Annotated in this window: 17 protein-coding genes; 14 read left to right on the top strand and 3 right to left on the bottom strand. The window is 51.4% G+C overall.

All coding sequences use genetic code 11. From position 1 onward, the window contains the following. Positions 1–2: 2 nt before the first annotated feature. A complete protein-coding gene (locus IM317_RS19080) occupies positions 3–1,709 on the bottom strand; it encodes a sensor histidine kinase (protein WP_033146136.1) in 1,707 nt (568 codons plus the stop codon). Positions 1,710–2,095: 386 nt separating this feature from the next. On the opposite strand from IM317_RS19080, the gene alaC reads away from it, so the two are divergent. Beyond that, positions 2,096–3,334, top strand: a complete 1,239-nt coding sequence (alaC, locus tag IM317_RS19075) for an alanine transaminase (RefSeq protein ID WP_023308710.1) — start codon at positions 2,096–2,098, stop codon at positions 3,332–3,334. 52 nt (positions 3,335–3,386) lie between these two features. On the opposite strand, the gene ypdK is transcribed toward alaC, so the two are convergent. Together ypdK and lpxP are read right to left on the bottom strand one after the other, a co-directional pair. Further along, the gene (ypdK, locus tag IM317_RS24225; protein ID WP_099458937.1) at positions 3,387–3,458 is read right to left on the bottom strand and encodes a membrane protein YpdK; all 72 of its coding nucleotides are present in this window, start codon (positions 3,456–3,458) and stop codon (positions 3,387–3,389) included. Positions 3,459–3,815: 357 nt separating this feature from the next. Then, on the bottom strand, positions 3,816–4,736 hold the full coding sequence (gene lpxP, locus IM317_RS19065) for a kdo(2)-lipid IV(A) palmitoleoyltransferase (RefSeq protein ID WP_024907634.1): 921 nt from the start codon (positions 4,734–4,736) through the stop codon (positions 3,816–3,818). 12 nt (positions 4,737–4,748) lie between these two features. Between lpxP and IM317_RS19060 the strand changes: the two genes are divergently transcribed. The 13 genes from IM317_RS19060 (at position 4,749) to IM317_RS19000 (ending at position 21,069) form a co-directional block, all read left to right on the top strand. Next, a complete protein-coding gene (locus IM317_RS19060; RefSeq protein ID WP_162531704.1) occupies positions 4,749–4,889 on the top strand; it encodes a hypothetical protein in 141 nt (46 codons plus the stop codon). 632 nt (positions 4,890–5,521) lie between these two features. Further along, the gene (tssB, locus tag IM317_RS19055; protein ID WP_033146135.1) at positions 5,522–6,019 is read left to right on the top strand and encodes a type VI secretion system contractile sheath small subunit; all 498 of its coding nucleotides are present in this window, start codon (positions 5,522–5,524) and stop codon (positions 6,017–6,019) included. A gap of 32 nt (positions 6,020–6,051) precedes the next feature. Next, positions 6,052–7,596, top strand: coding sequence for a type VI secretion system contractile sheath large subunit (gene tssC / locus IM317_RS19050; RefSeq protein WP_033146134.1), 1,545 nt, complete (start codon positions 6,052–6,054; stop codon positions 7,594–7,596). An 18-nt stretch (positions 7,597–7,614) separates the two neighbouring features. After that, a complete protein-coding gene (gene tssK, locus IM317_RS19045) occupies positions 7,615–8,952 on the top strand; it encodes a type VI secretion system baseplate subunit TssK (RefSeq protein WP_033146133.1) in 1,338 nt (445 codons plus the stop codon). Then, complete coding sequence (gene tssL, locus IM317_RS19040) at positions 8,949–9,602, top strand: type VI secretion system protein TssL, short form (RefSeq protein ID WP_033146132.1); 654 nt, start codon at positions 8,949–8,951, stop codon at positions 9,600–9,602. The genes tssK and tssL overlap by 4 nt, the downstream gene beginning before the upstream one ends. Before the next feature lie 3 nt (positions 9,603–9,605). Continuing rightward, complete coding sequence (locus IM317_RS19035) at positions 9,606–11,330, top strand: OmpA family protein (RefSeq protein WP_172421378.1); 1,725 nt, start codon at positions 9,606–9,608, stop codon at positions 11,328–11,330. 5 nt (positions 11,331–11,335) lie between these two features. After that, positions 11,336–11,827, top strand: coding sequence for a type VI secretion system effector Hcp (hcp, locus tag IM317_RS19030; RefSeq protein ID WP_023325816.1), 492 nt, complete (start codon positions 11,336–11,338; stop codon positions 11,825–11,827). A 158-nt stretch (positions 11,828–11,985) separates the two neighbouring features. After that, a complete protein-coding gene (gene tssH, locus IM317_RS19025; RefSeq protein ID WP_033146131.1) occupies positions 11,986–14,619 on the top strand; it encodes a type VI secretion system ATPase TssH in 2,634 nt (877 codons plus the stop codon). 25 nt (positions 14,620–14,644) lie between these two features. Continuing rightward, positions 14,645–15,286 (top strand): hypothetical protein, encoded by a 642-nt coding sequence (locus IM317_RS19020; RefSeq protein ID WP_033146130.1) that lies wholly within the window; start codon positions 14,645–14,647, stop codon positions 15,284–15,286. A 291-nt stretch (positions 15,287–15,577) separates the two neighbouring features. Further along, a complete protein-coding gene (locus IM317_RS19015) occupies positions 15,578–18,100 on the top strand; it encodes a type VI secretion system tip protein VgrG (protein WP_033146129.1) in 2,523 nt (840 codons plus the stop codon). Continuing rightward, the gene (locus IM317_RS19010; protein WP_033146128.1) at positions 18,097–19,680 is read left to right on the top strand and encodes a DUF2235 domain-containing protein; all 1,584 of its coding nucleotides are present in this window, start codon (positions 18,097–18,099) and stop codon (positions 19,678–19,680) included. Before IM317_RS19015 ends, IM317_RS19010 begins: the two co-directional genes overlap by 4 nt. Continuing rightward, on the top strand, positions 19,677–20,324 hold the full coding sequence (locus tag IM317_RS19005) for a DUF2931 family protein (RefSeq protein ID WP_033146127.1): 648 nt from the start codon (positions 19,677–19,679) through the stop codon (positions 20,322–20,324). Before IM317_RS19010 ends, IM317_RS19005 begins: the two co-directional genes overlap by 4 nt. Beyond that, positions 20,293–21,069: a DUF2931 family protein gene (locus IM317_RS19000; RefSeq protein WP_223998005.1), complete on the top strand. Its 777-nt coding sequence runs from the start codon at positions 20,293–20,295 to the stop codon at positions 21,067–21,069. The genes IM317_RS19005 and IM317_RS19000 overlap by 32 nt, the downstream gene beginning before the upstream one ends. The last annotated feature ends 70 nt before the right edge of the window (positions 21,070–21,139 follow it).

Raw genomic sequence — 21,139 nt, 5'->3', positions numbered from 1 at the left:
GGTTACTCCACCTGGGGCAACAGTGATGTCGTCGTATGCGCGCGCGAGCGCTCATTCGGGACGTAAAAAGCAATTTCGGTGCCCGGCTCAAGACGTTGAATATGCAGACCGTCGCCGTAAAGCAGCTTGACCCGGTGGTGCACGTTCAGCAGACCGATTTTATTCCCCGGCATCTCGTTAGACTCCACGCGCTCAATGACTTTTGGATCAATCCCGTGGCCGGTATCGCGCACGGCAATCCGCACCCGGTTGCCGCTTTCGGTGACGCTAATGGTGACGACGCCTTTGCCTTTACAGGGCTGAATACCGTGAACAATCGCGTTTTCGACCAGCGGCTGAATAAGCAGGCTCGGGATCACGCAGTTGACCTCTTCATCAATATCGTAAATGACCGTGAGCTTGTCGCCAAAGCGGGCCTGCTCAATCGCGATGTAGTCCTTGATCTGATACAGCTCTTTTTTGATGTCGATATGCTCGTCATCTTTCAGCTCGATGTTGTAGCGCAGATAGCGCGACAGGTTAAAAATCAGCTGGCGCGCGGTGTCCGGATTAAGGCGAATGGACGAGGAGATAGCGTTCAGCGCGTTAAACAGGAAATGGGGATTGATTTTACTCTGCAGCGCGCGCAGTTCTGCCTTATTTGCCATCTCGCGCAGCTGTTCCGCCCGCGAAACCTCAAGCTGGGTGGAGATTATCTGCGACAGGCCGATGGCCATCTCCTGCAGCGTCGAGGTGATCTGATGCGCGTGGCAGTAATAAATTTTCAGCGTGCCCGTCACGACGCCTTTCTCCCACAGCGGGATGACCAGCATCGAGTGAATTTCCGGCGTTCGGTGGGCTTCATCATTGTTTTTAATAATGATTTTACCGTAGTTAATCGCCTGTCTGGTGGTCGGGCTTATGGTGTCATCGTTGTCGCGATAGTTGTGCTCCCCGACGCCAACGTAGGCCAGCACGTGGTCAATATTGGTGATGGCGACGGCGTCAGCGTGGATGTCATGGCGAATGATCTCGCAGACCTGACGCAACGATTCCGCGTTAACGTGGCGGAAAAGCGGCAGCGTTTTGTTGGCGATATCCAGCGCCAGCTTGGCCTGACGGGCGGCGCTGGCCTCTTTTTCCCCTTCAACGCTTTGCACCAGCAGCACGATAAAACCGATGCACACGCTGCCCAGGATCATCGGAATACCGATTTTCGAGACGATATCCAGCCCCAACTCGGTGGTGGGAGCCCAGACGACGACCAGGATCATGGTCAGCGTTTCGCACACCATGCCTGCGACGATCCCGGCGCGCCAGCGCTGTTTTTTCGGGATTTTGCGGCTGATCCAGCCGGAAAGCACCCCGGCGATAATGCTTGTGATAAAGCACGGCACCGCCGTTACGCCGCCGATATCAATCAGGTAGCGGTGCGTCCCGGCAATCAGGCCGGTGATAACGCCCACCCACGGACCAAACAAAATCCCGCCGGACATGACGGCGATAATGCGCACGTTAACCAGCGAACCCTCTACCGGCACGCCGGACCAGGTGCTGAACAGGGCGAACAGCGAAAAGATGGCGGTAACGGCCAGCAGCTCTTTTGGCGAGTGGGCTGATTTGTGCAGCAGCTCGCGAAACAGGCGAATGCGAATGAGGAAGAACAGGCAAATCAGCATTAATGCCGCACGGTCAAAAACCGCCAGCAGCATAGTGAATATTTCGTGCACGAGTAGACCTGGGAAAACGGGAAAGAACCATGATAAAAAACCTGGCGCGTATTGACCAGCTATCCGTCAGGTTTATCAAATGAGGAAAAACCATAATTTTGAAAGGGGATTATCTGGCGATGACCGAGGCGTCCTGTTTTTTTCTTACCGGCGCATCGTCAGGTAACTGGTTTGATATCATCCTGTTAAATAACAGCTATCAGACAGCCGTTCCCGAAACAGGGGCTTCCGCTTTTAGGCGCAGCCGAGTTCCGGTTTTTAGTCGATCGCTTTTTTTTTATTTCCCTCTCGACAGCATGATTTTTTTCAGGTTATTTTCTAGTCATGCCACATCGGTGGCAGCGTCGCTCGGACGGTCCGGGCGCTAACGTTAATCTGAGGAATCTATGGCTGAATTCAGTCCTGAACGCCGTTTTACGCGTATCGATCGTCTCCCCCCTTATGTTTTCAATATCACTGCTGAACTGAAAATGGCTGCGCGTCGGCGCGGCGAAGATATTATCGATTTCAGCATGGGTAACCCTGACGGCCCAACGCCACCGCATATCGTTGAAAAGCTCTGCACGGTTGCCCAGCGCCCGGATACGCACGGCTACTCGACCTCTCGCGGTATTCCCAGGTTACGTCGCGCGATCTCGCGCTGGTATCAGGATCGCTATCAGGTTGATATCGATCCGGAAAGTGAAGCGATTGTCACCATCGGCTCGAAAGAGGGGCTGGCACACCTGATGCTGGCCACGCTGGATCATGGCGACACGGTGCTGGTCCCTAATCCAAGCTACCCGATTCATATCTACGGCGCGGTGATTGCCGGGGCGCAGGTCCGTTCTGTGCCGCTGGTGGAAGGTGTCGATTTCTTTAACGAACTGGAACGTGCGATTCGCGAAAGCTATCCGAAACCTAAGATGATGATCCTCGGTTTCCCGTCGAACCCAACGGCGCAGTGCGTGGAGCTTGATTTCTTCGAGAAAGTTGTCGCGCTGGCCAAGCGTTATGACGTGCTGGTGGTTCACGATTTAGCCTATGCAGATATCGTCTATGACGGCTGGAAAGCCCCGTCGATTATGCAGGTCCCGGGCGCGCGTGATGTGGCGGTAGAGTTCTTCACCCTGTCGAAAAGCTACAACATGGCGGGCTGGCGTATTGGCTTTATGGTGGGTAACAAAACGCTGGTGAGTGCCCTGGCGCGCATTAAGAGTTATCACGACTACGGTACCTTCACGCCGCTGCAGGTCGCCGCTATCGCTGCCCTGGAAGGCGACCAGCAGTGCGTCCACGAGATTGCCGCCCAGTATAAGCGCCGCCGCGACGTGCTGGTAAAAGGGTTGCATGAAGCGGGCTGGATGGTGGAAATGCCGAAGGCGTCTATGTACGTCTGGGCAAAAATTCCGGAGCCCTATGCGGCGATGGGATCGCTGGAGTTTGCTAAAAAGCTGCTTCAGGATGCAAAGGTGTGTGTCTCGCCTGGCATTGGATTCGGTGATTATGGCGACACCCATGTGCGATTTGCCCTGATTGAAAACAGCGACCGTATTCGTCAGGCGGTGAGGGGCATCAAGAGTATGTTCCGGGCCGACGGTCTTCTGACCTCAAAGAGCGTCGCTGAACATCCCGCGTCGTCATGACATAAAAAAACAGGAGCCGATGGCTCCTGTTTTTTTGACTGCATGTTCTTCACTAGATCATCAGGGCAAAGGTTCCGGCCCAGACTAAAACAATCACCGAAATGCCCATAAAGAAATATTTCACGTTTCATCGCTCCGCGTATCTTGTGGTACGCATTTAAAAACAGAGTCCACCTGATTATAGAGAACTGAAATCCGGTCAAAACGGAAATAAGAATTTTCCCGTTATGCCGTTAACTCCAGCTCAGAATTCTGTGCTTTCCTGTTGCCAGACGGCGCTAATGTACGCTTAAAAATGAGGGGTGACAAGAGGGATTTTTTTAAATAATTTCCGTCACTTACGAGTGTCGTGGAACGGCGACAGTTTGATTTCACTTCGCAATAAATTCACTTTGGGCGACGCATTAAAAGATAGTTACTCAGCGGGAAGACAGGTGATTGAAAAGGTTAGTTTCTTAGCGAAACTAACCTTCATGAAGGGCTAAATATAGAGCGAGGCTTCGCCAAGAGGGCGGGTTTTGAAACGACGATGCATCCACAGATATTGCTCTGGCGCGCGCATGATTTCAGTTTCGATGACTTTATTGATAAACGCGGCCGCTTCGCACTCGTTTTCCGGATAGTTAGCCATTTCCGGGGAGATGTGCAGGCGGTAGCCTGACTTATCTGCTTTTCTCACCATCGTCACGGTCAGCATGGAGGCACCAGACAGACGTGAAATGACAAAGGTGCCGTTAGTCGTCGCAACGTCTTTCACCGCAAAGAAAGGCGCAAAGCTGCTGCCTTTACGTCCATAATCCTGATCGGGGGCAAACCAGACGGCCTCTCCTTTCTTGAGAGCACCGACCATACCGCGCAGGTTATTACGGCTGATCATCGCCTTATTGGAACGCATACGGCCTCGCGTCTGCACCCATTCCATAAGCGCACTGTTGTGCGGTCTGTAGGTTGCCATCATTGGCTGGCAAAGCCCCATCACGCGGCCGCCCAGCTCCAGCGACATAAAGTGAACGCCGACGACCATCACACCGCGTTTTTGCATCTGCGCGCGTTTAAGGTTATCCAGGCCTTCCACGTCAAACCATTTGCGGACACGTTCATCTGGCCAGAACCATGCCATGCCGGTTTCAAGCAGCGCCATGCCGATAGACTTGAAGTTTTCAGCGATGAGTTTCTCACGCTCCTCTGCATTGTACTGCGGAAAACAAAGCTCAATATTTTTACGCGCGATGGATTCGCGACGTTTCAGGAAAACGCGGGAAGCGCTGCCCAGTTTTGACCCCAGCAAGCGCAGGACAGGGTACGGAAGTTGAACCAGCAACCAGAGTACGCCAAGGCCAAACCATGTAAACCAGTAACGCGGGTGTAAAAACGCACGTTGAAATTTGGATTGAGACAAAATAGTAGAACCTATGTGAAGCCTGTAAAGGTAGCGCAGAGTTTGCGATACGACGTGCCGATAAGACCGTTCTTCAAGGTGATGGTTGCAGGCTTTACCGAACTTTACGGCGGCGTTGCCTGGCCACTGCTGATTTGGGCGGGCGGCGTAATGTAGCACCGTTATACGATATGTGCTATTACTCGTTTTTGATTAAAAAAGCGGCGATCCGGGAGGTGTTTGATTTTACACTGTATAAACTCCAGAAGGGAGAGCAGTTCTCATGCCTGAGAGGAGAACTGAAGTCTTTGCGCAAGGAGGAGTGGGCCGACAAAAGAGCAGCAGTGTTTATTTTCGGACCCGCATCTACATTTTATTTTCCTTCGAATAATAAATAAGAATTTTCTTTGTGAAAATTCTTATTTATTATTCATGTTATCAATCAATTCGTCACTCTTCTTCATTCATTAACCTCTGTCATTTATCTGCTTGCAATAACCTGTTGCCGTTCCTTCATCTTTTTTTAATATCATGTTGTGATGCAAATCAAAACAAGATGGTTTTATTAGCATCTCTCTGGCTGCGATCCTTCTTACGGTACAAATATTCGCTTTGCGTGAAAAAAGCAGTGTCTTTCCCTGAGCTGAACGGATAATCCGTAATAATATAATAGTGGAAAATTCTTAAGAAATTTCTCATTGCGGATAAATGATCTGTGTATTTGATTTTGCATCGATCATTATTCTAATATTGCGCATCAAGAACGATACCGTGAAGTTGGCGTAGCAAAAACAAAGAGGGATGATGAGATGGCTGACAGTTTTCAGAATGAGGTGCCTAAGGCACGTATTAACCTGAAGCTTGACCTGCATACAGGCGGGGCAAGCAAGAAAATGGAATTACCGCTGAAATTACTGGTTGCGGGTGATTTCAGTAATGGACAAGAGTCTGCTCAAATATCTGAGCGTGAGAAAGTTAACATCACGAAAAATAATTTCGACAGTGTTCTTTCTGAATACTCCCCAAAACTTAATCTAACCGTTAAAAATACGCTCTCTGATGATGGTGGTGAGGAAAATGTTCAGCTGACTTTCCAGAGCATGAAAGATTTCACGCCAGAGCAGGTGGCTGCTCAGATACCGCAGCTGAAGGCGATGTTGGCGATGCGCAACTTGCTTCGCGATCTGAAGGCCAATTTGCTGGATAACCAGACTTTCCGAAAAGAGCTGGAAAAAATCCTCCTGGACCAGTCCCTTAGTGCTGAACTGCGAAACGAACTATCCGCACTGGCATCAAGAAAATCGTAACCATCACGCTGTTTTAACGGATTAAACAAGGAATGCTCATGTCTGTACAAAATAATATTGCCGGTAGTGAAAGCGTGGTGCTGGAACGTCCTGCTGCGGGTGGGGTTTACGCCTCCCTGTTTGAGAAAATCAATCTCAATCCTGTCTCCGAGTTGAGCGCGTTAGACCTCTGGCAAGATGCGCAGGCGATGTCAGATGCAACCGCTGATGAGCGTCTGACTGCAGGTATGCAGGTTTTTCTGGAATGTCTGACCAAAGCAGGCGCGAAGGTCGAAAAACTGGATAAAAGCCTTATCGATCATCACATCGCTGAGCTCGATTACCAGATCAGCCGCCAGCTGGACGCGGTTATGCACCATGACGAGTTTCAGGCGGTCGAAAGCCTGTGGCGTGGGGTGAAATCACTGATTGATAAAACAGATTTTCGCCAGAACGTGAAAATTGAGCTTCTGAGTATGTCCAAAGAAGACCTGCGGCAGGACTTTGAAGATACTCCGGAAATCATCCAGAGTGGTCTGTATAAACACACCTACATTGATGAATATGATACTCCAGGCGGCGAGCCGATTGCGGCACTGATTTCCGCTTACGAGTTTGATGCTTCAGCGCAGGATGTCGCTCTGCTTCGCAACATCTCCAAAGTATCCGCTGCTGCACATATGCCGTTTATCGGCTCAGCAGGCCCGAAATTCTTCCTTAAAGAGTCCATGGAAGACGTCGCGGCGATTAAAGATATTGGTAATTATTTTGACCGCGCAGAGTACATCAAGTGGAAATCGTTCCGCGATACTGATGACGCTCGCTACATCGGCCTGGTCATGCCGCGCGTATTGGGACGTTTGCCGTATGGCCCGGACACCGTTCCGGTTCGCAGCTTCAACTATGTCGAAGAAGTCAAAGGTCCCGATCACGACAAATACCTGTGGACCAATGCATCGTTTGCCTTCGCGTCCAACATGGTGCGCAGCTTTATCAATAATGGCTGGTGTGTACAAATCCGTGGCCCGCAGGCTGGTGGTGCGGTTCAGGACCTGCCTATCCATCTGTACGATCTCGGTACAGGTAATCAGGTAAAAATCCCGAGTGAAGTGATGATTCCTGAAACCCGTGAATTCGAATTCGCGAATCTGGGATTCATTCCTTTGTCCTACTACAAAAACCGCGACTACGCGTGCTTCTTCTCAGCCAACTCCACTCAGAAACCGGCGCTGTATGACACCGCTGATGCGACGGCTAACAGCCGCATCAACGCCCGTCTTCCGTACATCTTCCTGCTGTCGCGTATCGCCCATTACCTGAAGCTGATTCAGCGCGAGAACATCGGTACCACCAAAGACCGCCGACTGCTGGAGCTGGAGCTGAACACGTGGGTCCGCAGTCTGGTGACCGAAATGACCGATCCGGGCGACGAGTTGCAGGCTTCTCACCCGCTGCGCGACGCGAAGGTGGTAGTGGAAGACATCGAAGACAACCCGGGCTTCTTCCGCGTGAAGCTGTACGCCGTGCCGCACTTCCAGGTGGAGGGCATGGACGTCAATCTGTCGCTGGTTTCCCAGATGCCGAAAGCGAAATCGTAAGGCGAGAGGAAATCAGGGATGAAAATTTACCGCCCGCTTTGGGAGGATGGGGCCGCTCTGGCCCCGCAACAGTTCCAGCAGCAGGTTCGCTGGAATGAGCACGTTGCCGACATGGTCGCCCGGATGGGTATTTCTCATCCCTGGGGCGTGGTTGCGGCAGAATTTGATGATGCTGCACTGGCGCTCTCTCGCCTGAATGCCATCCGTCTGGTGGTACGCTTTCAGGACGGTACTCTTGTGGATACCGACCTGGCAGATACGCTTCCTCCGGTCTGTGACTTGTCTGTTGCAGCCGGCAGTGAATCTGTTGAGGTGGTTGTCGCACTACCGCTGCTGAGTGCCAGTGGTGGCAACCTGGATAACGGCCAGGACAGTGAGCGTCCGCGTCGCTGGAAAGCGGAGCGTGTGGTAGTGCAGGAACTGGCCGGGTATGAAAGCGGGGAGTTGGCCATTCTGCGTAATGCGCTAACCTTGCGTCTATCCAGTCAGGAAAACACGGCATACCTGACCTGTCCGGTGGTCCGTTTGGTGCGTAATACGCAGGGGCAGTGGAGCCGGGATCCGGCTTTCATTCCGCCAATGCTTTCCATTTCTGCAAGCCCGCCGCTGACCATCGAACTGGGTGACCTGCTGGTTCGTCTGCAGGCCCGCCGCCGTCGCCTGATGACCATGCGTCGTGAAAGCAATGAGCGGATGGCCGACTTTGCGGTCGCGGATGTGTCTCTGTTCTGGCTGCTGAATGCCCTGAACAGCGCCGAGCCGGTGCTGACGGAACTGCTGGAGACACCGGCTCGTCACCCGGAATTGCTGTACCGCGAACTGACTCGTCTCGCTGGCAGCCTGCTGACCTTCTCACTGGAGCACGACGCCGGGGACATTCCTGCTTATCAGCACGATGCACCGGAACGGGTATTCCCGCCGCTGCTGGCACTGCTCGATAAACTACTGGAAGCGAGCCTGCCGTCGAGGGTGGTGAGTATTCACCTGGATCATCAGGACCAGATCTGGAGAGGTGCCCTGCACGATGCGCGTCTGCGCGAAGGTGCTGACTTCTACCTATCCGTACGCTCCTCTATGCCGAACCATGAGCTTCAGACGAAATTCCCGCAGCTGTGTAAGGCGGGCAGCTTTGAAGATGTTTCGGATGTGGTGAATGTGGCTCTGAGCGGGATGGTTATCAAGCCGCTGACCCATGTGCCGGCCGCTATCCCGTTACGCCTTGAGAACCAGTATTTCTCGCTGGATCTGAGTAGTGAGGCAGCGCGGGCGATGCTGGAAGCGGGAAGCTGCACCTTCTATACCCCGCGCTCACTGGGGGATGTGAAACTTGAACTCTTTGCGGTGCTGCGCACATGAATACATCAGAAATAAGTCAAATTGAGCGTATTTTCTACCCCAGCTGGCTGATGGCCAGCCAGCTGCGGGGCGGACAGGAGGTTCGTGACGGGGAAGGTCTCTATCGTCGGGCCTGCCGTCTGGTGCAGGAGGCAAAAGCGGCGCTCACGGAGGCAGGTTACAGCGACATCAGCCGTGACCATATGGTGTATACCCTGTGTGCACTGCTCGATGAGAGCGTGATGAATCGGGGAACCACCGATGATGGCTACCTGACCTGGCGCCGGGACCCGCTGCAGGCACACTTCTTTGGCACCCTCAATGCCGGTGAGGAACTGTGGGAAAGGATCCGAAGCCTGCTGAAAGAAACTGCGCCTGATACCGCTGTCCTGACCTGTATGTATCGGACTTTGCAACTGGGGTTCGTCGGTCAGTATCGCGCTCAGGATGATGAGCGTCGGGAAGATATTGTTCGCGCTCTCGCAGAACGGGTGCCCACCTTCACGCTGGCACAAGACGCCCCCATCGTTTCCCGCGCATCGAGCCTGCGCAGCGGCCGTCGCTGGTACTGGCTGAGCTGGGTTGTGGCTGTCGCCGCCCTGGTTGCGCTCTGGTTCTTCCTTTCGTCTTCGCTTACCGAGCTGGTAAGCCAGATCGTCAGGCCGGAGTAAGCGATGCGGGATACGTACCGAAGTCTGTTAACTGCCCTGGGTACCGTACTGGCGCTGTGGCTCATTCTGGGATTCTGGCCCCTGTCCTCAGGTAGTCGTGTGGCAATCAGCCTGCTGGTTGTTCTGGTGTCCGGGGTGATGTTATGGCGACAGCGTCAGGCTACTCAGGCACGGGCGGCCGCTGTACGGGATATTGTGGATGAAAACCTACCGTCGGAAGATTTTCAGGGGGCGGTGATCCTCGCATGTGGCGACAACACTCCGTTGTTTGCGTCCGGCTTCCATCACCGGGAAACCCGGCAAGGTTGGTATCTGCGGGTGAAGGATGCGGAACAGCTTCCCCTCTTTGCGCAGCACCTGAGTTTGATGCGTCCAGCCCTAGTGTCGCAAATCTCCGTCATGCTGGCGGCGGTACCTGAACAGCACACTTCCGGCGATGATTTTACCCAGTTCCTGCGGGGCTGGCAGCGGGCTGTCGTGCAGTGCCGTGCGGCATTTGGCACGATCCCACCGCTGTGGACCGTGACCTGGGTATCGTCTCCTGTGGCCTGCGCGGAAGCTGAACCCGTCTGGTTTAGCACAGTCAGCCCGCGAAGCGGCATTCAGGTGTATCAGCCCGGTCAGGGCAATGTGTCACTGACAGAGTGGATCCGGGAGAGTGGATCTGACGGGCGTCTTTCGCGTCTGAGTCAGGGGCTGTGGCTGGACAGCCTACTTGCGTGGCAGAACAGCGCAGTCAATGACCTGCTGTCGGTGCGCCAGGGCGAACTGCCGGTGATGAAGCCTTGTGTACAGGGCATGTGCATAGTGCCGGTGAGCGGTATCGAGGGCAATCTCTGGCAGCAGCACATCACTACCGTGACGGCGCTGCCACCAGATACCGTTGTGACCACCGAACCACTACCGTTGCCTGAACTGCTGCTGCCGGCGCTGCCGCGCCGACGGGGCGTCAGCCGCAGAATGGTGTTCTGGCGTTACGCCGGGTTTCTGGGCGGGATTTTTCTGGCACTTGCCATGCTGGCATCTTGGATGAACAACCAGCGTCTCATCCGTAATGTGGGCGATCACCTTGAGTTGTATCACCAACTGACGGGAAAGCCTGTGGCACCGAAACTGCGCGCACAGCAGCGCCTCAGAGCCGATGGCGCATTGCTGAACGACTGGGCGCGTCGCGGGGAGCCACTGCGTTATCGCCTGGGTTTGTATCAGGGGCTGCGCCTGGTGCCGCCTGTTGAGGCCGCCGTCAGCGACTGGGCCCCACCGCCGCCGCCGCCACCGGTCATCAAGAAAATCATTCTGGGTCCGAAAACCCTTCGTCTTGACAGCATGTCACTGTTCGATTCCGGCAAGTCGGCGCTGAAAGCCGGTTCGACCAAAATGCTTGTGAATTCTCTGGTCGGCGTGAAGGCGAAGCCCGGCTGGCTGATTGTCGTGTCAGGGCATACCGATAACACCGGCAATCCGCAACTAAACCAGACGTTGTCTCTGAAACGTGCCGAAGCGGTGCGCAGCTGGATGCGTGACACCGGCGACGTGCCGGAAAGCTGTTTTGCGGTGCAGGGCTATGGCGAAAGCCGCCCTGTCGCAACCAACGACACCCCGGAAGGGCGTGCGCTTAACCGCCGTGTCGAAATCAGTCTGGTACCGCAGGCAAGTGCCTGTCTGATACCCGGCAAACACATGGCGCCATCGCAGGATGATGGCGTCTCAGAAAATAAAACGGAGTAATTAACATGGCAATTCCTGTTTATCTTTGGCTGAAGGACGACGGCGGCGCGGACATCAAAGGGTCTGTTGACGTTCAGGATCGTGAAGGCAGCATCGAAGTGGTTGCACAGGAGCATAACCTGTACATCCCGACCGACAACAATACCGGCAAGCTGACCGGCACCCGCATCCACACGCCGTTCCTGTTCACGAAGGAAATCGATTCCTCCAGCCCGTACCTGTACAAGGCGGTGACCACGGGTCAGACCCTAAAATCCGCTGAGTTCAAGTGGTACAAAATCAACGACGCGGGCCAGGAAGTGGAGTACTTCAACACCAAACTGGAAAACGTGAAGGTAGTGAAAGTGAATCCTGAAATGTATGACATCAAGGATCCTTCTAAAGAGAAGCACAACCACCTTGAACGCGTTGAACTGCGTTACGAAAAAATCACCTGGACCTACAAAGACGGCAACATCATTCATTCCGACTCCTGGAACGAACGCGCCACGGCGTAATCCTGATGCGGGCAGGTTTTCCTGTCCGCATTTTTTTTCTGAATGCCTGAGATGCGGGCACTCAGCAAAGAAAAAACAATCTGCCTGCCTGACCTTATGCGCTTTGGTGAACAGCGAGGGGCGGTAGCGTGCCCAGGAACCGACAAAGAGAGAATCTCATGGAAAATCCAGCCATCCTGTTACGTCGTCTGAACCCTTACTGTGCCCGTGCGATGGAAGGCGCGGCGTCGCTCTGCCAGACCCGCGCCCATGCGGAAATTTTGCCGGAGCACTGGCTGCTGAAGCTGCTGGAGCAGGGGGAAGGCGACCTGACGGTGCTGGCGCGTCGCTACGAGTGGGATATGGATGGCATCTGGCAGGATTTGCTTGGCTGGCTCGACAGACAACCTCGCTCCGTGCGCCATCGCCCCCAGCTGTCTGATGCCATTCAGACGCTGATGCAGGAAGCCTGGATGATTGCCTCCCTTAACAGCGAAGAGCACATTCGCAGCGTCCATCTGCTGATGGCCCTGGTGGAAAAACCAAAACTGGCACGTTGTGACGGCCTTTGGCCGTTGTTAACGCTTGCTCAAAGCCAGCTGGAGCGCCTGCGGCCTTTGCTGGATGCACAATCGGATGAACGTCTGGAAATGCAGCGTGAAGCAGAACTGGCGCAGAGCCACGGTGGTGAGGTGGCATTTGTCGGGCGTCCGGCTGGTGTGGAAATGAAAGAGGGGGAACTGAGCCCTGCGCTGCAGAACGCACTGGATAAATTCACCCTCGATGTCACTGCCAAAGCGAAGGAAGGGAAGATCGATCCTGTGTTTGGCCGCGACACAGAAATCCGCCAGATGGTGGACATCCTTTCTCGTCGCCGCAAAAACAACCCGATTATGGTCGGCGAGCCGGGCGTGGGGAAAACCGCACTGGTTGAAGGCCTGGCGCTGCGTATTGCCGAGGGTAATGTGCCTGAATCCCTGAAAACGGTCACTCTCCGTACCCTTGACCTGGGCCTGCTGCAGGCCGGTGCAGGCGTGAAAGGCGAGTTCGAACAGCGGCTGAAAAACGTTATCGATGCGGTGCAGCAATCACCGCTCCCGGTCCTGCTATTTATTGATGAAGCGCATACTATCATCGGCGCGGGCAATCAGGCGGGTGGTGCAGATGCGGCCAACCTGCTGAAACCGGCGCTGGCGCGTGGCGAGCTGCGTACTATTGCGGCCACCACATGGTCCGAATATAAACAATACTTCGAGCGCGACGCCGCTCTGGAGCGCCGTTTCCAGATGGTAAAAGTGGATGAGCCGGACGATGACACCTCCTGCCTGATGCTCCGTGGTCTGAAATCCCGCTATGCCGAGCACCATAATGTGCATATTACCGACGATGCGGTTCGTGCGGCAGTTACTCTTTCGCGTCGTTATCTGACCGGACGTCAGCTTCCTGATAAAGCGGTCGATCTGCTGGACACCGCTGCCGCTCGCGTGCGTATGAGTCTCGACACGGTACCGGAACAGCTAACCCGACTTCGCGCGAGTATCGCTGCGCTCGACATGGAGAAGCAGGCTTTACTGGAAGATATCGCCATTGGCAATCAGTGTCATGCCGAGCGTTTGAGCGAGATTGAGCAGGAAGAGGTGCGCCAGATAGTGACACTCGACGAACTGGAAACCCAGTACGGTCAGGAGATGAAACTCACCGAGCAGCTACGCGAAAGCCGTCAGGATATATCACGCCAGCGTGAGGCTCACAGGCTGCAACAGGAGCTTAACGAGATGCAGCGCAGCAACCCGCTGATCTCCCTGGATGTGAATGTCCGCACCGTTGCCAACGTTATTGCCGACTGGACAGGCGTGCCGTTGTCATCACTGATGAAGGACGAGCAGACCGAACTACTGTCTCTGGAAAATGAAATCGGTAAACGTGTGGTTGGGCAGGATGTGGCGCTTGAGGCTATCGCCCGACGCCTGCGTGCGGCAAAAACAGGCCTTACGTCCGAAAACGGTCCGTTGGGCGTATTCCTGTTGGTAGGACCGAGCGGAGTGGGGAAAACCGAAACAGCGCTTGCGCTGGCCGAGGTCATGTACGGCGGCGAGAAGTCACTCATTACGATTAACCTTTCTGAATACCAGGAACCGCACACGGTTTCCCAGCTGAAAGGCTCGCCGCCGGGCTACGTGGGTTACGGCCAGGGCGGTATCCTCACCGAAGCTGTGCGCAAGCGTCCGTACAGCGTGGTGCTGCTGGATGAAGTGGAAAAAGCGCACCGTGACGTGATGAACCTCTTCTATCAGGTCTTCGACCGCGGATTTATGCGCGACGGCGAAGGGCGCGAAATCGACTTCCGCAACACCGTCATCCTGATGACCTCTAACCTCGGAAGCGACCACCTAATGCAGTTGCTGGATGAAAAACCGGAAGCCACGGAAGCTGACCTACACGAACTGCTGCGCCCAATCCTGCGCGATCATTTCCAGCCCGCGCTGCTCGCACGCTTCCAGACGGTCATTTACCGTCCGCTGGCTGAAGCAGCCATGCGTACCATTGTGGAAATGAAACTGTCACAGGTTAGCAAGCGCCTGCATCGACACTACGGCCTGACCACGCACATTGATGAGAGCCTGTATGACGCCCTGACTGCCGCCTGCCTGCTACCGGACACCGGCGCACGCAACGTCGACAGCCTGCTGAACCAGCAAATCCTGCCGGTGCTGAGCCAGCAGCTGCTCACGCACATGGCCGCGAAGCAGAAGCCACACAGCCTGACGCTGGGCTGGGATGACGAAGAAGGGATTGTGCTGGCGTTTGATTAACTGGTTTATCTAAAGGGTAGCAATTATGGACAGCGCAAAAGAGATTGCCAAAGATATGCTTGAGGCCATTCATATCGATGGGTCTGGGTTTATCGGTGCTGTGGCGAAAGGTGTTATTTCCTTACCCATCAGCCTTGCCTATCTTGGCTATGATTTTATAGATACGGAACACCGCAGAGAGAATCAGGATGATAAATTTCGGTTAGCAGCACTGGTTAAAAAAGTAACTTTTAACGATGAGGTTATTTATAAGGTTATTAAACCATTTATAGATGATTTTGTTTCTCATGTAGACATGCATAAAATTTCAAATTTTTCAAGAAATATATCTGGAAGTGTTATAGGTAAAATGATGTTCTCGCAGTTTACGGGGGTTAACCTCGGAAGGGCGATTATATCTCAAGGAGTTGGTGCCTTTTTTTCTGGTTCTGTTGCTGGTGGTGTATTGGGAGTTGGCGCTGAAGCATCAAGATCTATTTATACATCACGGTACTTGCGTGAAAGAAACTCCATAATGTATGAGAAATTAAACAGTATGGGTGATTTTGATCTTTTTTATTATATTGTTGAGGACATTGTTAGGCCTTATGAGACGGCTTGTGAAATTGCAAAGATAAATTCTGAAGAGTTTAATAATGTCTGCGAATACTTCTTTGGAGGTTTATGAATATAAAAGATTTTATACTTATGATTGTTTCACGGATCGTAGCCAGTATCGGGATGACGCTAGGAACTATTAGTATGATTTACTCTTTGTACTGTTTCTTTTTTTCAGCCAATCCTTACCGCTTTATTCTAGGTGGGGCAAGTATAGTAGCCTTTCTCATAGCTTATGGACTTTATAAATTCGCCTTGAAATACATTTATGATGAATGGGAACATTATAGATAGTATTCATTATATTTGTTGAGTTTGGTTCTATTTAATATCATTCTAACCCAGGACAGGAATTACAGAAATGGAAAATATATTTAAAATGACAGAGGGTATCCTTAATCGCTATAAACTGGATATTCCTTCCTGCCCTTATCCATTGGATGTGGAACGTTTTGATGGTTTAGAACAAATGAGTGCTCTCTATCATTACACCATTCGTTTTACCAGTTCACATCCGGATCTTACGGCTAAAATGATGTTAAGTAAAACCGCTACGCTGAGCATGGGGGTGGGGAAACTATTAGATTCTGTTGTCGGTAAAATTGTTCATGGTGTAGTGACAAATTTCCGACGCTTGGCTGGTTCACGCGATCAGGTTACGTATGAAATTATTCTGGAACCTTTTATATCCTTACTGGATAAGCAGTTTCGTACTCACCGTTTCTTCGTCAACAAATCAGTGCCGGAAGTGGTAGAGCAAATTCTTGGCGAGCATGGTTTGAAGAGGTGGGAATATGAATTCAAGCTTAAACAAACCTACCCAAAACGGGAACAGATAAATCAGTACCAGGAAAGTGACCTCGCGTTTATCGAACGTCTGCTGGCTGAGGTGGGGATTTTTTACTTCTTCACCCTGCAGCCTGATACTCAGACCGAAGTGGTGCACTTCGCCGACAAGCAGAGTGCCTGGTCGTTTGGTAAGAAATTGCCCCTGAACAGTCCGTCAGGGGCGAATGACAATGCGGCCGACTCGGTGTGGGATGTACATGTCTGGCATAACGTGGTGGAGCGTTCAGTCACCGCCAGTGACTATAACCACCGTGAAGCCCAGAACGTCCTGACCTCGATGCCAGCGGACATGACCCGCGGCGACGGGGAGGGTAATACTTACGGCGATGTGTACCATTATCGCCCGCGTCACCTTGAGCGTGGTGACAAAATTAACCCGACAGCGGAAACCGGTAACTTCTGGGCGCGCCTCGAGCATGAACGCTTCCTTTCTGGGCAGACCACGGTGACCGGCAGCAGTACAGACTACACTCTGGGGCCGGCACAGGTACTGACCATCACGGAAACGGCTATTCCGCCAACGCTGCCCCGGGAAACGGAGAATGGTGTTGTTATTATCCGCACTGGCTACTACGGCAGCCGTAAGAATGCCTTGAAAGTGACATGGGTAGCGATGCCGTACTACGAGAACCGTTGCTGGCGTCCTGCTGCTAGAAAGCGCCCGGTGGTCAGCGGTACTATGACGGCCCGTGTCAGCAGCGCCAAAGATAACGACATCTACGCCTGGCAGGATGCATCCGGCATGTACCGGGTGAAGTTTGATGCCGACCGTGATGACAAAAAGCAAGGCATGGAAAGCATGCCAGTGCGCTTTGCCAAGCCTTATGGTGGGGACAAATACGGATTCCACTTCCCGCTGATCCAGGGTACTGAAGTCGCCATTGCCTTCCATGAAGGAGATCCGGATCGTCCCTATATTGCCCATGCTATGCACGACTCCCGCCACGTTGATCATGTGACTGAAGCTAACAGCACACGTAATGTTATCCGCACAGCTGGACTTAACAAACTGCGGATGGAAGACAAACGCGGCGAGGAACACATCAAACTTAGTACAGAGTATGGCGGCAAAACCCAACTCAATTTAGGCCACAATGTAGACGCTTCTCGCACACTTCGTGGCGAAGGTGCTGAGTTACGCACCGATAAATGGGTGGTCGTTCGTGGCGGAGCCGGTGTATTCATTAGTGCAGACAAACAACCATCCGCTAGTGACAAAATGCTTTCCATGAAAGCGGCTGTAGCACAGCTTGAAAATGCGTTAAGTATCGCGAGAAGCCTTTCAGATGCGGCAGAAAGTGCTCAGGCGTATCCGGCGGATATCCAGAGCCAGAAAATGCTGACGGATGCACTGACGGAACTGGCACAGCCGGGGATGGTATTGAATGCACCGCAAGGCGTTAGCATCAGCAGCCCGGAAGGTGTACGTGTTTCCTCGGGAAGTGCCAGCGTGGGGATCGTCGCGCAAAATAATGTAGATATCAGTGTGATGAAGCGCTTCACGGTGGCGGCAGGTGAAGCTATCAGTATGCTGGCCCGTCAGGCGGGTATGAAGCTGTTTGCGGCGAAGGGCAAAGTCGAAATCCAGGCGCAGGATGATGCGCTGGAGGCCATAGCCAAGAAAGACATTACGGTAACGAGCGCCGAAGGCAAAATTAAAATCACAGCAGCAACGGAACTGGTCGTTAACTGTGGTGGTGCCTATATCAAGTTAAGCAACGGGAATATTGAGTTAGGCTGTCCCGGTAATATCTTACTGAAATGTGCCAATGTTCAGAAAATGGGAGCAGCCTCGCTGAACACACCTGCTCCTGAATTTCCAAAAGGGTATGGTGGAATTTACTCTCTGACTGATGAAGAAGGGAAAATCATCGCTCACACTGAATATAAAGTGACGACAGCCGACGGGCAGGTATTCCATGGAATTTCAGATGATAATGGCAAAACACTGCCAATTTATACCTCAATGCCCGGCAAATTAAAAATTGAGATCCTTGGGACCGGTAATTCAGCTACAGGGAGTGAAGAAGCATGAGTGATTATCATGCATGGGAAGCCAGTGAGTGCGAACATTTTACTGATGTGAATGTCACAGAGAAAACAGTTATCTGTAAGCGTAAGCCTGTGCCAGGAATCACCCTTACTATTGGGATATTTTTTGATGGTACTGGGAATAATGCGTTTAATACCCAGAATCGCATTCTGGAGTCCTGTTCTCATCTTGATGTTGGAATGAAGCCAGAAGACGCGGAAACCTGTGCTAAAAAACTGGGAATAAAAATTGATAATGCTGGAAGTTATATTGGGTATTATTCTAACATCCACTGGCTTAATACACTTTACGCCACAAATGACGAGGTGGTTGAGGGACAAACAGCTTATCAACGAGCAGTTTATGTACAGGGGATCGGTACCGATAAAGGTAATAGCGATAGCTCGATAAGTATGGGGACAGGGGGGTGGTTTTATGGTGTAGTTGATAAATCTGATGAAGGTGTAGGTCTTATTGCTGAACAAATTTCGAAATTCCTGGCTCTTAACCAAGGGCTCAATTTTGCAATTGAGAAAATCCAGTTTGATGTTTTTGGATTTAGTCGCGGTGCGGCAGCGGCTCGCCACTTTGTTAACCGTGTAAGGAACAACGATAAAGCCATACAGCAGGCCATAACGAAAGGGCTCGGTGGACGAAATCAGCATGGGAAACCTGCAGGTGAAACCCGCTTTCTGGGGTTATTTGATACCGTGTGCGCGGTAGGTACAGTAAGTAATCTATTTGATGTTCATAGTGGTGTGAATCCCGGCGTTGAGCTGGATCTGCCTCCAGATATTGCACAGAAAGTCTTTCAGATCACGGCAATGCATGAGTGCCGCTACAACTTTAGCCTTAACAGCATTAAGGAATCGTGGCCGGAACTGGCTCTGCCGGGAGCACATTCCGATATCGGCGGTGGCTATAATCCGAAGGAAAAGGAATATCTTTTTCTGACACAGCCCCAAAATGAAACTGTCAGTGAAAGTATTCCTTCTGAAGTGACTGATATCTACCGGCGTTCAGCGGCTGAAATACCTGACTTAAAGAGTCTGCCAGCGTTAAGTGCGATCATTCCGAGTGGTGAAATAAAGACAGAAACTTGGTACGACTATCTTGTTAACGAGGATAAAAAACGTGGTGGCATCACACAAAAACGTGTTGGGGCGGCAGTCACTATTGAGAGGGTAGTGACTAATGACTGGAGCAAAGTTAGTTTACGGGTGATGCTGGATGCAGCTCAGGAAGCTGGAGGGCTATTTAATGAGATTCTCCCAAAAGATGAGAATTTCTCTTTACCGCCTGAGCTGGAAGCTTTATGTCAAAAAGCAATTGACCAAGGGAAGGCTATGAGAAATGGTGGTGTGCTGATGCCTTTTATCTCACCAGAATTACAATTAATTGGAAAATATATTCACTGCTCCGCTCACTGGAATCCTGTGGTTGTAAAAGATGTCTGGCTGGACGGGAATAAAGTAAAAACCATCTACGGGGCAGTGAAATCATCTGATTTGTTATTTTATATCAATCGTCCAAATCCGGGTTGGCTTCGAGCTGTCTGGAATATGCAGGGAGGTAAATCATGAAATCAATCGGCAGAATAATTTCGATCTTATTTCTCTTAGGCTCTGTTAATGCCTGTGCTAGTGAGAAATCTAACAGCCTCAAAACTCCCTGGGATAAGTGGTATTTCGCTTTTACTACACCAAAAGCTTTACCAGCACAGGTTACATTGTTAAAACTGTTGGATGTTGATGGTTATGCATCGACGTATTGGACAATCGATCAGCCACAAGGGATCAGTGTAGGTAAATGGAGTGAACGTAATTCTGCGGGGAACACCCAGTTTAATAAAGCCGACAGATTGCCACAGATAATGATATTTTGTTGGGACTCAATCATCGATAAAAAAACATATCAGTCAACTTTATTTTTTACGCATGATACATGGGCTAAAATGATTAGCCCTTACCCAGATGTTTTAGAGCCTGGGAAAAATGCATATCGGCAAACGATGTTAATAGGATTAGCACCGGAAGGAAAAGTACGGGTCTGGTTGAGACAATATGGTCATTCTGACATCCCATTAAATGATGCAAAAATAACGACTGTTTCAGGTAAAGACCTTGACATGTGCAAAGGTGAAACGAACTTTCCTAATGGATATGAATATAGCGAGGGTATAAAGAAATTTATAAATGGTAAACATTACCCTTATGGCTCATGGTGAACCAACATCTTTAAAAAATGGTAGTGCGCTAAATATCCGCGAATCATTCAAGCCTCGGTTGGGGGCGGGTTGTCTGAAATATGCAGTGAGGGAAATCATGGAAACTATCACCAGAATAACTTCGGTTTTAGTACTTGTGGGTTTTGCTAACGCCTGTGTCAGTGAACAACCTAGCAGTCTTAAAACCCCGTGGGACAAATGGTACTTTGCCTTTACTACACCGAAAGCTTTACCAGCACAGGTTACATTGTTAAAACTGTTGGATGTTGATGGTTATGCATCGACATATCGGACTATCGATCAGCCGCAAGGAATCAGTGTAGGTAAATGGAGTGAACGTAACTCTGCGGGGAACACCCAGTTTAATAAAGCCGACAGGTTGCCACAGATAATGATATTTTGTTGGGACTCAATCATAGATAAAAAAACATATCAGTCAACTTTATTTTTTACGCATGATACATGGGATAAAATGATTAGCCCTTACCCTGATGTTTTAGAACCTGGGAAAAATGCATATCGGCAAACGATGTTAATAGGGTTAGCACCGGAAGGAAAAGTACGGGTCTGGTTGAGACAATATGGCCATTCAGATATCCCATTAAATGATACAAAAATAACGACCGTTTCAGGTAAAGACCTTGATATGTGTAAAGGGGTAACCAAAAGCGATTTTAGTTATGGTTATGATGAAGATATCTTAGGGTTTATAAAAAACAAAAAATATCCTTATGGGTCATGGTGAAGATCATCTTTAAAAGACGGTAGTGCGCTAAATATCCGCGAATCTTTTAAACCTCAGTTGGGGGCGCGTT

The organism is Enterobacter cloacae complex sp. S3, assembly GCF_014930495.1.
Classification (GTDB): Bacteria; Pseudomonadota; Gammaproteobacteria; order Enterobacterales; family Enterobacteriaceae; genus Enterobacter; species Enterobacter asburiae_B.
This window is presented reverse-complemented; position numbering and strand designations above follow the sequence as displayed.

Excerpts from the sequence above, each read along its gene's own strand:
- IM317_RS19015 (WP_033146129.1), top strand. The coding sequence starts at position 15,578 with ATGGAAAATATATTTAAAATGACAGAGGGTATCCTTAATCGCTATAAA.
- IM317_RS19035 (WP_172421378.1), top strand. The coding sequence starts at position 9,606 with ATGCGGGATACGTACCGAAGTCTGTTAACTGCCCTGGGTACCGTACTG.
- IM317_RS19005 (WP_033146127.1), top strand. The coding sequence starts at position 19,677 with ATGAAATCAATCGGCAGAATAATTTCGATCTTATTTCTCTTAGGCTCT.
- IM317_RS19020 (WP_033146130.1), top strand. The coding sequence starts at position 14,645 with ATGGACAGCGCAAAAGAGATTGCCAAAGATATGCTTGAGGCCATTCAT.
- tssC (WP_033146134.1), top strand. The coding sequence starts at position 6,052 with ATGCTCATGTCTGTACAAAATAATATTGCCGGTAGTGAAAGCGTGGTG.
- alaC (WP_023308710.1), top strand. The coding sequence starts at position 2,096 with ATGGCTGAATTCAGTCCTGAACGCCGTTTTACGCGTATCGATCGTCTC.
- tssL (WP_033146132.1), top strand. The coding sequence starts at position 8,949 with ATGAATACATCAGAAATAAGTCAAATTGAGCGTATTTTCTACCCCAGC.
- tssB (WP_033146135.1), top strand. The coding sequence starts at position 5,522 with ATGGCTGACAGTTTTCAGAATGAGGTGCCTAAGGCACGTATTAACCTG.
- tssH (WP_033146131.1), top strand. The coding sequence starts at position 11,986 with ATGGAAAATCCAGCCATCCTGTTACGTCGTCTGAACCCTTACTGTGCC.
- IM317_RS19010 (WP_033146128.1), top strand. The coding sequence starts at position 18,097 with ATGAGTGATTATCATGCATGGGAAGCCAGTGAGTGCGAACATTTTACT.
- hcp (WP_023325816.1), top strand. The coding sequence starts at position 11,336 with ATGGCAATTCCTGTTTATCTTTGGCTGAAGGACGACGGCGGCGCGGAC.
- tssK (WP_033146133.1), top strand. The coding sequence starts at position 7,615 with ATGAAAATTTACCGCCCGCTTTGGGAGGATGGGGCCGCTCTGGCCCCG.
- IM317_RS19000 (WP_223998005.1), top strand. The coding sequence starts at position 20,293 with ATGGTAAACATTACCCTTATGGCTCATGGTGAACCAACATCTTTAAAA.